Annotated in this window: 14 protein-coding genes; 11 read left to right on the forward strand and 3 right to left on the reverse strand. The window is 64.7% G+C overall.

Going from position 1 to position 13031, the window contains the following annotated elements:
- Positions 1 to 89 precede the first annotated feature (89 nt).
- Positions 90 to 584, forward strand: a complete 495-nt coding sequence (locus RX330_RS34840; RefSeq protein WP_317241510.1) for a VOC family protein — start codon at positions 90 to 92, stop codon at positions 582 to 584.
- Between the two features lie 122 nt (positions 585 to 706).
- Here RX330_RS34840 and RX330_RS34845 read toward each other — a convergent pair whose 3' ends face one another.
- Both RX330_RS34845 and RX330_RS34850 read right to left on the reverse strand, forming a co-directional pair.
- Positions 707 to 1942, reverse strand: a complete 1236-nt coding sequence (locus RX330_RS34845) for an MFS transporter (RefSeq protein WP_317241512.1) — start codon at positions 1940 to 1942, stop codon at positions 707 to 709.
- A 265-nt stretch (positions 1943 to 2207) separates the two neighbouring features.
- Positions 2208 to 3455, reverse strand: a complete 1248-nt coding sequence (locus tag RX330_RS34850; RefSeq protein ID WP_317241513.1) for an MFS transporter — start codon at positions 3453 to 3455, stop codon at positions 2208 to 2210.
- A 207-nt stretch (positions 3456 to 3662) separates the two neighbouring features.
- Here RX330_RS34850 and RX330_RS34855 point away from each other — a divergent pair, with 207 nt between their 5' ends.
- On the forward strand, positions 3663 to 5732 hold the full coding sequence (locus RX330_RS34855; RefSeq protein WP_317241514.1) for a prolyl oligopeptidase family serine peptidase: 2070 nt from the start codon (positions 3663 to 3665) through the stop codon (positions 5730 to 5732).
- A 53-nt stretch (positions 5733 to 5785) separates the two neighbouring features.
- Here the strand turns inward: RX330_RS34855 and RX330_RS34860 are convergent, their stop codons facing one another.
- On the reverse strand, positions 5786 to 6457 hold the full coding sequence (locus RX330_RS34860; protein ID WP_317241516.1) for a DUF938 domain-containing protein: 672 nt from the start codon (positions 6455 to 6457) through the stop codon (positions 5786 to 5788).
- Positions 6458 to 6717: 260 nt separating this feature from the next.
- Here RX330_RS34860 and soxX point away from each other — a divergent pair, with 260 nt between their 5' ends.
- The 9 genes from soxX (at position 6718) to RX330_RS34905 (ending at position 12919) form a co-directional block, all read left to right on the forward strand.
- On the forward strand, positions 6718 to 7071 hold the full coding sequence (gene soxX / locus RX330_RS34865; RefSeq protein ID WP_317244030.1) for a sulfur oxidation c-type cytochrome SoxX: 354 nt from the start codon (positions 6718 to 6720) through the stop codon (positions 7069 to 7071).
- Between the two features lie 25 nt (positions 7072 to 7096).
- A complete protein-coding gene (soxY, locus tag RX330_RS34870; RefSeq protein ID WP_317241518.1) occupies positions 7097 to 7582 on the forward strand; it encodes a thiosulfate oxidation carrier protein SoxY in 486 nt (161 codons plus the stop codon).
- A 12-nt stretch (positions 7583 to 7594) separates the two neighbouring features.
- Positions 7595 to 7906 carry a thiosulfate oxidation carrier complex protein SoxZ gene (gene soxZ, locus RX330_RS34875; protein WP_317241519.1) on the forward strand — a complete coding sequence of 104 codons (312 nt, stop codon included), beginning with the start codon at positions 7595 to 7597 and terminating at the stop codon, positions 7904 to 7906.
- Positions 7906 to 8769 carry a sulfur oxidation c-type cytochrome SoxA gene (gene soxA / locus RX330_RS34880; RefSeq protein WP_317241520.1) on the forward strand — a complete coding sequence of 288 codons (864 nt, stop codon included), beginning with the start codon at positions 7906 to 7908 and terminating at the stop codon, positions 8767 to 8769. Before soxZ ends, soxA begins: the two co-directional genes overlap by 1 nt.
- Complete coding sequence (locus tag RX330_RS34885; RefSeq protein WP_317241521.1) at positions 8766 to 9071, forward strand: hypothetical protein; 306 nt, start codon at positions 8766 to 8768, stop codon at positions 9069 to 9071. Before soxA ends, RX330_RS34885 begins: the two co-directional genes overlap by 4 nt.
- A 56-nt stretch (positions 9072 to 9127) precedes the next feature.
- Positions 9128 to 10879, forward strand: coding sequence for a thiosulfohydrolase SoxB (gene soxB / locus RX330_RS34890; protein WP_317241522.1), 1752 nt, complete (start codon positions 9128 to 9130; stop codon positions 10877 to 10879).
- Positions 10876 to 11334 (forward strand): hypothetical protein, encoded by a 459-nt coding sequence (locus tag RX330_RS34895; protein WP_317241523.1) that lies wholly within the window; start codon positions 10876 to 10878, stop codon positions 11332 to 11334. Before soxB ends, RX330_RS34895 begins: the two co-directional genes overlap by 4 nt.
- A 291-nt stretch (positions 11335 to 11625) precedes the next feature.
- Entirely contained in the window at positions 11626 to 12663 is a 1038-nt protein-coding gene (locus tag RX330_RS34900; RefSeq protein WP_317241524.1) for an MBL fold metallo-hydrolase, read from the forward strand.
- An 85-nt stretch (positions 12664 to 12748) separates the two neighbouring features.
- A complete protein-coding gene (locus RX330_RS34905) occupies positions 12749 to 12919 on the forward strand; it encodes a hypothetical protein (protein ID WP_317241525.1) in 171 nt (56 codons plus the stop codon).
- Positions 12920 to 13031 lie beyond the last annotated feature (112 nt).

Raw genomic sequence — 13031 nt, forward strand, 5'->3', positions numbered from 1 at the left:
TTGCGCATCGGGAAACGATGGGTTTCGAGATGGGCAATAGCGCCAACCCGAGGCCCGCCCTATGTGGAGTTCATCAACGGAGCAGCCACATGTCGCAGAATCAAGCCGTCGCCGCCGGCACACGGATCGGCCACGTCCACCTCAAGGTTGCCGATCTCGAGCGCGCGCTCGGCTTTTATTGCGGCGTGCTCGGCTTCGAGCTGATGCAGAAGATGGGCTCGGGCGCGGCCTTCATCTCGGCCGGCGGCTATCATCACCACATCGGGCTCAACACCTGGGAGAGCAAGGGCGGCTCGCCGCCGCCGCCGGATGCGACCGGGCTCTATCACACCGCGATTCTCTATCCAACGCGGCCGGCGCTGGCGGACGCGCTGCACCGCGTGCTCACGGCCGGCATTGCGCTGGACGGCGCCAGCGATCACGGCGTGAGCGAGGCGCTATATTTGCGCGATCCCGACCAGAACGGCGTGGAGCTGTATTGGGACAAGCCCAGGGAGCAATGGCCGTTCGGGCCGGATGGCAAGCTCGCGATGTTCACCAAGCGTCTGGATGTGGAGGGTTTGCTGAAGCAGCGGGAGGGGTGATCTCCGCTCTCTCCTCGTCATTGCGAGGAGCGAAGCGACAAAGCAATCCATCCCTCCACGGCAAGACTCTGGATTGCTTCGCTGCGCTCGCAATGACGGAGTTTGTTGAGGCGCCGCCGCATCTATTTCAACTTGGCGGATGGCGTCCCCCGCACCATGATCAGCGCCGCGGCCGCCAGCTCCAGCGCGATGCAGAGATAAAACGGCAGCGAATAGCCACCGGACCAATCGCGCAAGGCCCCGACGACGCCGGGGCCGAACGCATACGTCACCTGGTTGATCGCGGTGTTGAGGCTGATCAGCACGCCGAACGAGGCGCTGTCGAATTCCTGCTGCACGATCAGCGACGGCAGCGTGATGAGATTGCCGACGGAGAAGCCAAACACCGCACAGGCTGCGATCAGCACGTAGTCGTTGTGCAGATTGATGACGACCAGAAGCGCCGCCGCCTGGCTGAGGAACGACAGCGCGGAGGCCAGCCGCTGATTGAGGCGGTCGATCACCAGAGAGAACAGTACGCGGCCGACCACGGCCATCGCGGTCAGCACCGCGACCGCAATCGCGGCGCGCTCGCGGCCGATCACGGGATCGAGGAACGAGATCAGATGCACGATGAAGCCGACCTGCGCGAACAACACCAGCGCAAAGGCAATCGTCACCGTGAGGAAGCCGACATCGCGTAGCGCAGCGGTCCGGATCTCCGCCGATGATTGCGGCTTCGCCTTCGTCGCCGCGTGCCAGCCGTGGTGATCCGGCGGCCGGCCGACGACGAGCAGGATCACCGGCAACAGCAGCACCAGCATGGCACCGGAGGCGGCATACATCGCGCTGGCAAAACCGACATGGCCGATCAGCGTCACCAGCAGCGGCACGCCGACGATGCCGCCAAAGCTGGCGCCGTTCAGCGCCAGGCTGATCGCCATGCCGCGCTTGTGGTCGAACCACAGGCTGATCGTGTTGGTGATCATGGCAAGGCTGGTGCCGGCCCAGCCGAAGGCGAGCACGGCATTGGCGAGATAAAGCTGCCATGGCTCGCGCACCGCGCCGATCGCAACGGCCGCCGCCGCCATCGCCAGCGTGCCGGCGATCAGGCAGAGGCGCGGACCGTATTTCCGCACGGCTTCTCCGACGAACACGACGAGCAGCGCGCCGAACAGATAGAAGAACGTGGTCCCTGCGGAGATCAGCGAGGCCGGCCAGCCCCGCGCGCGCTGGAGCTCGGCGACGTAGACGCTCTGGCCATAGAAGCCGAGCCCCCAGCCGAAGGTCGCAAGCAGGAAGCAGACCGCGACGATGCGCCAGCCTTGGTAGCGGAGGGAGGATTCGTCAGTTGGAGGCTGCTGAAGATTATCGAGCATCACCGCTTACTCCGTCACGGCCGGGCATGGCCGTCTGAAGGACGGCGTCGCTTCCGCTCGCCTATGTCCCGGGCATCCACGTTCTTCGACCCGCGCGTCCAAGACGTGGATGGCCGGGACAAGCCCGGCCATGACGACATCTAACTAGCCTTCACCAGAAAATCACTTCGACAGCGATCGAAGCGTCAACGTTGCTGACAGCCTCCTGCCACTTATGCGCCTGATCTTTCCCGAAAGCCGCTTCGCACTTTTCGGGATCATGCGGTTACACCGCGTCCGGGAACTCGCCCATGGCCGCCTCCAGCCGCGCCTTGCGGCGGCGGGCCCACGAGACCAGCGAGAGCACGGCAAGGCCCAGCACCACCGGCGGAAACACCACCAGATTCACCGCCGACCAGCCGTAATTGGCGAGCAACTGGCCCGAGGAGAACGAGCCGATCGCCATCATGCCGAACACCAGGAAATCGTTGAAGGCCTGAACCTTGTTGCGCTCCTGCGGCCGGTGCGCCTCCAGCACCAGAGCGGAGGCGCCGATGAAGGAGAAATTCCACCCCACGCCCAGCACGACCAGCGTCGCCCAGAAATGCATCGCGGTGAGACCGGAGAGGCCGATGCCGGCGGCGCCAGCTTCCAGCAGCAGTCCTGCGGCCACGATTTTCGGCGCACCGAAGCGGGCGATCAGCGCGCCGGTGAAGAAGCTCGGCCCGTACATGGCGACGATGTGCCATTGAATGCCGAAATTGGAATCGGACACGGACAGACCGCACATCTTCATGGCGAGCGGCGCCGAGGTCATCACCAGATTCATCATGGGGTAGGAGATGATGCCGCACAGCGCCGCGGCGATGAAGCGCGGCTGCGTCACGATGGTGAGCAACGGCCGGCCGCCACGCAGATCGGCCGGCGCGGGCTTCGGCATATCGACGCCGGCAACGATGCCCATCGCGACCAGTGCCACCGCGGCCTGCACCAGGAAGCTGAAGGCGAACAGATAGGGCTGCCAGACATCCATGGTCCATTGCACGAGCTGCGGTCCGAGCACGCCGGCGAACACGCCGCCCGCCATCACCCAGGACACGGCCTTGGGCCGGTAGGCCGCGCTGGCGCCGTCGGCGGCGGCGAAGCGATAGGACTGCGCCACGGAGCCGTAGAGGCCGCCGAGGAAGGTCGCGATGCAGAACAGCGCGAACGAACCGTGCAGGATCGCGAGCGAGCCGAGCACGCCGGTGAGGACACCGCAGCCGGTGCCGATGACGAAAGCCCAGCGGCGGCCGAAGCGGCGCGAGATCGCGCCGGTCGGCAGCGTGCCGGCAGCAAGCCCGACGACGTACATCGACAGCGGCACCGTCGCGAGCGACATGTCGGGCGCCAGCGTCGCACCGACGATCGAGCCGGTGGCGAAGATCACCGCCGAATTGGCGCCGGTCAGCGCCTGCGCGGCGGCAAGGCGCACCACGTTGGCACGCGCGCGCGCGTCGTCGGCGAGTTCATCGGTTGCAGTCACGTCAAGCATCGGCTTTTCCGGCCCCGAGATACTTTCAAGGGCTCACGAAGGTTTGTTGATTCCCGGCACTATGGAGGGACACGGGTGGGCGGACAACCGGCGCAAACGGGCGCAGGCCATGCCTCTGACGCAATCGGACGGATGATAGCGGCCCGCGCACTTGACGGCTTGCGCTCGATCAAATCCTATCCGCCGCGATTTCCCGGAGTTTCGTTCATGACCGTCGACGACAGGCCCACGCTCAGCGCTCCCGACGACGATCCCTTTCTGTGGCTGGAGGAGATCGAGGGCAAGCAGGCGCTCGATTTCGTCGAGCGGCAGAACCAACTGACGCTGCAGGCGTTCGGCGGCAAGGCCTTCGAGCACGACCGCGACATCCTCGCTGCGATCTACGACCGCCCGGACAACATTCCCTATGTCAGCCGGCGCGGCACCGATCTGCATAATCTTTGGAAGGATGCCACCAATCCGCGCGGCCTGTGGCGGCGGACGACGATGACGGAGTTTCGCAAGGCGAGCCCCGCATGGGAGACCATGCTGGATATCGACCAGCTCGCAGCGAGCGAAGGCGAGGACTGGCTGCTCAGCGGGATTGCCACCATGCCGGGAAGCTCGCGCGCCATGCTGAGCCTGTCTCGCGGCGGCAGCGACGCGGTGACGTTGCGGGAGTTCGACCTCGTTACGAAGAGTTTTGTCACGGGCGGCTTCAGCCTGCCGGAAGCGAAGGGTGGCGTCGACTGGATCGATGCCGACACGCTGCTGCTGTCGAGCGCGCATGGCGAGGGCATGGCGACGAGCTCGGGTTATGCGCGAACGGTTCGGCTGTGGCGGCGCGGCCAGCCTGTCGGTCAGGCGCAAACGATCATCGAGACCACCGCCGATCACATGACCATCTATGGCATGGCCGACGACACCGGACCTGAACCGCGGGTCTGGATCGTCGACCAGATCGACTTCTTCAATCACGCCATCTGGCTGCGTGATGCGGCCGGTCGCATGACGAAGCTCGATATGCCGACCGGCGTCTGGATGCAGGCCCATGGCGACTGGTTCGCGATGAAGCTGCGCAAGGACTGGCCTGTGCAGGGGCGGACCTACGCCACCGACACCGTGCTCGGCATCTCGCTCTCGGCGTTCCTTGCCGGCAGCCGCGATTTCACCGTGCTGTTCGAGCCGGCGCCGCGGCGCGCGCTGCAAGGCCTGTTCTGGGCCGCCGGCAAGCTCGTGCTGTCGATTCTCGACGAACTCAGGCCGCGCTTCGAGGTCTGCACACCCTCCGCGGCGGGCTGGAGCCGCGCAACGCTTGGCGGCCTGCCGGAGATCGGCGTCGTCGACGTCTGGCCGCTCGACCGACATCCCAGCGAGAGCAATGGCGAACTGCTCGCCAATGTGCAGGACCCGCTCACGCCGCCGTCGCTGCTGCTGCTCGAACGCGGCGCCGCAAGCCCGGTCGTGCTGAAGCAGGCGCCGAAGATTTTCACCGCAGACGGCCTCGTGGTGACGCAGCACGAGGCGATCTCGATCGACGGCGAGCGCATTCCCTATGTCCAGACCGGTCCGGCGGGCGAGACCGGCGATGCGCCGGTCTATATGAGCGCCTATGGCGGCTTCGCTCTTGCCGTGAAGCCGTATTACAATTCCTCGCTGGGCAAGCTCTGGCTGGAGCGCGGCGGCACCACGGTGCAGGCGAACTTGCGCGGCGGCGGCGAGTTCGGCACGCGCTGGCACGATGCCGGCCGGCTCGCCGGCAAGAAACTCTCGCATGACGATTTCGCCGCGGTCGCCGCCGATCTCGTACGCCGCGGCGTGACGAGCGCAAAGCGCATCGCCGCGCAAGGCGGATCGAACGGCGGCATCCTCATCACCAACATGCTGGTGCGCTATCCCGAGCGCTTCGGCGCGCTGTTCTGCACCATCCCGCTGATCGACATGCGTCGCTACACCAAGCTGCTGGCGGGCGCGAGCTGGATCGCCGAGTATGGCGACCCCGACAAGCCCGAAGAGTGGGACTGGCTGAAGACCTACTCGGCCTATCACAACGTGAAGGACGGCCAGACCTATCCGCCAATCCTGATCGCCACCACACGGCGCGACGACCGCGTCCATCCCGGCCACGCGCGCAAGATGGCCGCCAAGCTGCAGACGATGGGCTATGAGGCCTGGTTCTACGAGCCGGCAGCCGGCGGTCACGGCTACGGCAAGGATAACAGGGAGCGCGCAGGCTTCGAGGTGATCGGCTTCCGGTTTCTGAAGGAGAAGATCGGGTGGGGCGATGGCGCGGTGTAGCGCTGCGCTCGCGGCTGCGCAGCGTGCATCCCAACTCAAGCCGGCGGCGTCAGCTACCGCGAGAACACCAGCGTCAGATTGTTCGCGGGCATGTCGACGGAACCGACGAGGCGAAGACCCGCGCCACGCGCAAGTGCCTCCACGTCGCCGATTTCGCGTACCCCCCATTCGGGATTGCCTTCACGCAAGGAGGTGTCGAACACCGCATTGCTGAGCGCGGTGTGCTTGCCGTCGCGCTTGAAGGGACCGTAGAGGAACAACTTGCCGTCGGCCCGCAGATAGCGGCCCGCGCCGGCGAACAGGCCTTCCGCCACGGCCCAGGGCGCGATGTGAATGACATTGGCGCAGAACACGGCCGCAAGACTCGTCGGCACCTGCCCGTTCTTCATCTCCGGACACCAGTCGGGGTCGGTGAGGTCGATGCGCAGGGGCGAGCGGACGTTGGACAGGCCCGCATGCACGCGCCAGGCCTCGATGCTCCTGAGGTGACGCTGATTGAGGTCGCTCGGCCACCAGATCAGGCCAGGCGTGTGGCGGGCGAAATGGACCACGTGCTGGCCGGTTCCGCTGCCGAGCTCGACCACGTTGCCGGTCAGGCCAACGAGGTGCTTTTCCAGCGCCGCCCAGATCGGCGCGTGATTACGATGAAACGCGGGTGCATCGAGCCGCCCATCCGGCTCGACCCGACCGCCGTCCCTGCCAAATTCGACGACATATTCAGCCAAGTGAGGTCCCCTTGAAAAAACGAGAACACGATGAAAACGGATGAGCGCCCAAACACCTCGGAAACAGCCGGCCCAGGCCCATGGCCCTTACAGTTTCGGCCGAATCCGCCGCACAAATAATCTGTTTAGTTGCAATGCGGAAGATATTAGCTCCATTTTGCCGCCTGCATAGTCTCGATTGTCAGGTGATGCCCTTTGTGCTTTGGAACGCTCCTATTTCCGCGATCGCGACCATCGCCACAACGCCTCGGAATGACGCCTTGACCGCCTTGTCCCGGATGCCCGTCCTGCTCCTCCTGCTGGCCATTGCCGCTGGCCTCGCCAGCCCGGCGCGGGCGCAATCCGCCGTCGCCGACGGCCAAAAGCTTGCTTTCGACCGCAGCAAGGGCAATTGCCTGACCTGCCACGTCATCAAGGGCGGCGATCTGCCGGGAACGATCGGCCCGGAACTGAAGGACATGAAGGCCAAATATCCCGATCGCAATGAGCTCACCGCGATCATCTTCGACGAGACCAAGCGCAATCCGCAGACCATGATGCCGCCGTTCGGCCGGAACCGGATTTTGACTGAGCAGGAGATCAGCGCGATCGTTGATTTCCTGCAGACGCTGTAACGGCCGGCACGCCAGGAGACCTCAGATGACCACGACCACCGGCAAGCCTGCGACAAGGCGCCTGATCCTTCAGGGCGCGGCCTCGGTCGCGCTGATCGGCCTTGGCAATTTGCCGTTCGCAGCTGCGCATGCCGCAGCCAACGACAAATATCCGGAAGAGGCCTTCAAGCAGAAGAGCGAGGCCGACGCGATCAAGGCGCTCTATGGCAGGACCGCCGAGCCCTCCGACAAGGTCAAGCTGGATGCCCCGGAGATTGCCGAGAATGGCGGCGTGGTCCCGGTCTCGGTGACGACGACGCTCGACAAGGTGACCTCGATCTCGTTCCTCGTGGCCGAGAACCCGTTCGCGCTCGCAGCGTCCTACAAGATCGCCGACGGCACCATTCCTGCTGTCGCCAACCGGCTGAAGATGGCCAAGTCCACCAAACTGGTCGCGATCGTCGAAGCCGACGGCAAGCTCTACAGCGCGACCAAGGACGTGAAGGTCACCGTCGGCGGCTGCGGCGGCTAGGAGGATCGGTCGATGGCATCGAGCATTCGCGTACGCGCAACATCCAATGGCGACATCACCGAGGTGCAGGCGCTGATCCAGCACCCGATGGACACCGGCCTGGTCAAAAATCCCAACGGCGAGCTGATCCCGGCGCACTACATCCAGCAGCTAAAGTTCGAATGTAACGGCAAGGACGTCTTCGTTGCCGATTGGGGCACCGCGGTTTCCAAGGACCCCTACGTCAAATTCAGCTTCAAGGGGGCCAAGAAGGGCGACGAGCTCAAGATTTCCTGGACCGACAACAAGGGTGCGTCGGATACGACCACCGCGAAGATCGCGTGATGAAGGCCCGCCTCTCCCTCCTGCTCGGCGCGGTGAGCGCCGCGTTCGTCGTATTCGCCCTCACCTCCGCGCACGTCGTCGCAGCCGACAAGGTCGATCCTGTGGCCGACGCCAAGGCATTCCAGAACTTCTTCTTCCAGAAGTTTCCGAACGTGAAGCACGAGGATTTCGTCAACGGTCCCTATTCCATGAATGAGGACATGAAGCGGCAATGGCAGGAGAAGGAAGAATTCCCGCCCTACGAGTTCGCGCTCGAGGCCGGCAAGGAGATGTTTTCGACCCCGTTCAAGAACGGCAAGACCTACGCCGACTGCTTCCCGAACGGCGGCATCGGCATCCGGCAGAACTATCCCTATTTCGACGAGAAGGAAGGCAAGGTCGTCACGCTGGAGCTCGCGCTCAACCGCTGCCGCGAGGCCAATGGCGAGCCGCCCTATTCCTACGTCAAGGACGAGATGGCCTCGCTCACCGCCTACATGGCCTTTACCTCGCGCGGCAAGCTGATGGACATCAAGATTCCCGACGATCCGCGTGCACTCGCGGCGTTCGAAAACGGCAAGCGCTATTTCTACACGCGGCGCGGCCAGATGAACTTCTCCTGCGCGGGCTGTCATGTGCAGAGCCCGGGCGAGCGCATCCGCGCCGAAACTCTGGCGCCGGCGCTGGGCATCGTCAACGCGATGCCGATCTACCGCTCCGAATGGAGCGGCATGGGCACGACCAGCCGCCGCTTCGTCACGTGCAACAGCCAGACCCGCGCGGTTCCGCTGGAGCCGCAGGCGGACGAGTATCGCGACGTCGAATATTTCCTGTCCTACGTTGCCAATGGCCTGCCGATATCGGGCCCGGGAGCGCGGCCATGAAGCTGACACTTGCCTTGGCCATGCTGCTCGCCCTCGGCTTCGCGCCGACGGCGCGCGCGGCCACCGAAGCGGACTACAAGGCGGCCTATGCCGCCGCGGAAGCCGCAGCCAAGGAGGCGGCCAGCCTGCGTCACCAATGGACCACCACCGTCTCCACGCTGGCAACGGCGAAGAAGGCGGCGGATGGCGGCGATTTCGACCGCGCCACCGCCGCAGCCAAGGAGGCCGAGGCACTGGCGAAGGCGTCGATCTTCCAGGCGACGTCGGAAAAAGAAGCCTGGAAGGCGATGGAAATCCGCTAGACTGCCCCCGGGGTGGACTAGTTTTTGCGATCATGAGAGGGCGCGGAGAATTTGGAATGGCGATCCGCCGCCGCGATTTCCTGAAGTCTGCAGGCCTTGCCGCTGCCACGCTCAGCCTGCCGCAGCTTGCGCGGGGCACTGACACCGCGAGCATTTACGAACTCGAGCGGTTCGGCAACGCGCGAATCCTGCACATCACCGACACACATGCGCAGCTCAACCCGGTCTATTTCCGCGAGCCCAGCATCAACATCGGCATCGGCGAGATGGCCGGACGGCCGCCGCATCTGGTCGGCCGCGCCTTCCTCGAACGTTTCGGCATCCGTTCCGACAGCGCCGATGCCTATGCCTTCACCTGCGTCGAGTTCGAAAAGTCGGCAGGCCGCTTCGGCAAGCTCGGTGGGTTTGCGCATCTGAAGACGCTGGTCGACCGCTTACGCGGCGATGTCGGCGAGAAACGTTCGATGCTCCTCGACGGCGGCGATGCCTGGCAGGGCACCGGGCTTGCCAATGTCATGCGCGGCCGCGACATGGTCGAGGTCGCCAATTTGCTGGGCATCGAAGCGATGACCGGGCATTGGGAATTCACCTATGGCGAGCAGGTGCTGCGCGACAATATCGAGCACTTCAAGGGCGAGTTCCTGGCGCAGAACGTTTTCCTGACCGAGGAAGCCGCATTCAACGATGCCCCCGCATTCGACAAGGCCACGGGGCGCGTGTTCAGGCCTTCGCTGATCAAGGAGATCGGCGGGCATCGGGTCGCGATCATCGGCCAGGCCTTTCCGTACGTGCCGATCGCGCATCCCAAGCGGTTCACGCCGGACTGGACCTTCGGCATCCGCGAGGAGGAACTGCAGAAGCATGTCGATGCCTTGCGCGGCACCGACAAGGTCGATGCGGTCATCCTGCTGTCGCATAACGGCATGGATGTCGATCTCAAGCTCGCAAGCCGCGTCACCGGCATCGACGTCATTCTCGGCGGCCATACCCACGACGCCGTGCCGCAGCCGATTCCGGTGAAGAACGCCGGCGGGACCACGCTGGTCACCAATGCCGGCTCCAACGGAAAATTCCTTGCCGTGCTCGATCTCGCGATCGACAGGGGCAAGGTCGGCGACGTCCGTTATCATCTGCTGCCGGTCTATTCCGAGCTGCTGAAGCCCGACCCTGGAATGGCCGAGTTGATCGGCCGGCTGCGCGAGCCGCATGTGACCGACTGGTCGGCGAAGATCGCAACGCCCGACCGCCTGCTGTATCGGCGCGGCAATTTCTCCGGACCGATCGACGAGCTGATCTGCACTGCGCTCCGCAGCGAGCTCGATACCGAGATCGCGTTGTCACCGGGATTCCGCTGGGGCGTCTCCGCGCTGTCGGGCCAGGCCCTGACCATGGAGGACCTGCTCGCGGAGACCGCCATCAGCTATCCCGAGACCTATGTGCAGGAGATGACGGGAGCCCAGATCAAGGACGTGCTGGAAGACATCTGCGACAATCTCTTCAACCCCGATCCCTATTACCAGCAGGGCGGCGACATGGTGCGCGCCGGCGGGCTCAGCTACACCTGCACGCCGACCGCCGCGATCGGCAGCCGCGTTTCGGAGCTGAAGCTCAACAGCGGCAAGTCGCTCGGCGCCGGCCACCGCTACAAGGTCGCAGGCTGGGCTTCGATCAACAGCCAGCAAGGCGCGCCGGTGTGGGACGTCGTCGGCAAATATCTGCGCTCGGGCCGGATGTTTCAGGAGCGGCTCGGCGCCGGCGTCACGCTGAAGGGCGTCGAGGGCAATCCGGGCATCGCGGGGCAAGGATGAGGCGGGCGCGGATCTTATCCGGGATCATGCTGGCGCTGCTCGCCTTCGCCGCGATCCTGCCGGCCGCGGCGCAACAGGTGCCGCTCCAGGACAAGCCGTTCGCCGAGCACAAGGTCGTCCTCCAGCTCTCCGACGGCGATGCCAGGAAGCAGGCGCTGGTGCTGAGCGTCGCCAACAATCTTCTAAAGGCTTATGATCCGGACAAGATCGCGATCGAAGTGGTGGCGTTCGGTCCCGGCATCGACTTGCTGCTGTCTGGCAACGAACGTCGCAAGCAGGTCGAAAGCCTGATCGCGCAAGGTGTGCGTTTCGACATCTGCCTCAACACGGTGGATGCGGTCGAGCGCGAGACGGGCAAGCGGCCGGAGTTCATCCAGGCCGCAACACAGGTGCAGGTGGGCGTCGGGCAGATCCTGTTCCTCAGCGAGAATGGGTACACGCTGGTGCGGCCCTAGGGGTCGGGCGACGTGTCACGCCGCCGGGACACACTCGGTGTCATTCCCCGCGAACGCGGGGAATCCAGTACGCCGAGTTCCCTCCGTATCCCACCGCCGCCTCTGGAATACTGGATCGCCGCTTTCGCGGGCGATGGCGGCGTGGGGACGACGGCATGCGGCCAACGACCTCCCGCACGCACCGCAATAAAAATCTTCCAAACCTTGCCGCCGACGTAGTGAATTGCTTCTCTTCAAGACCGCTTTCGTAGTAGAATCCTCGAAATCAGTTCCACTGCCGGACTTCCTGCCATGATCTTCCGCCAGCTCTTCGACAGCGTTTCGGGCACCTATAGTTACGTTCTTGCCAGCCGCCCCGGCGGCGAGGCGCTCATTCTCGATCCGGTGCTGGAGAAGGTCGACCGCTACTGCCAATTGCTGCGCGAGCTCGACCTCAAGCTGGTCAAGGCGGTCGACACCCATCTGCATGCCGACCATGTCACCGGCCTCGGTGAGCTGCGCGACCGCACCCATTGCATGACCGTGATGGGCGATCAGACCAAGGCCGACGTGGTGGCAATGCGGGTCGCCGACGGCGACAAGGTGACGATCGAGGGCCTGTCGCTCGACGTGATGTACACGCCCGGCCACACCGATGATTCCTATTCCTATCTGATGGGCGATCGCGTCTTCACCGGCGACACGTTGCTGATCCGTGGCACCGGCCGGACCGATTTCCAGAACGGCTCTTCGCGCGCACAATATGATTCGATCTTCAATCGGCTGCTGAAGTTGCCGGACGAGACGATGGTATTCCCGGCCCACGACTACAAGGGCGACACCGTCTCCACCATCGGCGAGGAGAGGCGCTACAATCCGCGGCTTCAGGTGCGCTCGGTCGACGAATATATCGAGCTGATGGCGAACCTGAAGCTGCCCAATCCCAAGATGATGGACGTCGCGGTGCCCGCCAATATGCATGTCGGCCTGCATCAGGAGGAGCTGGAGAAAGAGGGCCGCGCGCTCAGCGCGGCGGAGGCGATCCGCAGCCTCGGCCGGCCCGACATCCTGCTGGTCGATCTGCGCGAGAGCAGCGAGCGCCTCAAGCACGGCATGCTCGAAGGCGCGCTGCATACGCCCTATCCGTCAGTCGAGGAGAGCCTCAAGCCCGGCGGCATGTTGCGCGAGGTCGCCGCGGCCACCGGCCGCCGCGTCGTGTTCTTCTGCGCCTTCGGGGAGCGCTCGGCGATGGCGGTGACCGCCGCCAAGGACGCCGGCCTCTCCAACACGGCGCACATCGCCGGCGGCATCGACGCCTGGAAGAAGGCAGGCGGGCCGCTGGTGCATTGACGGCCTCGTCGCCGTTCTTGAGATAGATCAGGAAGGGCCCATATATTCAGGCTAGGACGGATGAGCATCACCATCCGGGAGTCCCATGGCCAAGATAGGCAAGCCGGGCGCGGCGCCCAAAATCGCCGAAAATCAGGCGACGGACGACAAGGCGAAGAAGCCGTCTCCGCCTCGCGACGACGACGATGATTACGAAGATGGCGACATCTCAACGCCCAAGCGCGACCGCTACGGCCCGGATGACGAGCCGTTGTGAGAGGGTGAACCCCGAACTCCGCTGTCGTCGTCCTGCCCAGGGCGCAATTGCGCAACAGGCAGGGACGGCAGCTGGGACGAGACCGCAGTCCCTACCCGCGCTACCTGCCATG

Source organism: Bradyrhizobium sp. NDS-1 (assembly GCF_032918005.1).
Taxonomy (GTDB): Bacteria; Pseudomonadota; Alphaproteobacteria; order Rhizobiales; family Xanthobacteraceae; genus Bradyrhizobium; species Bradyrhizobium tunisiense.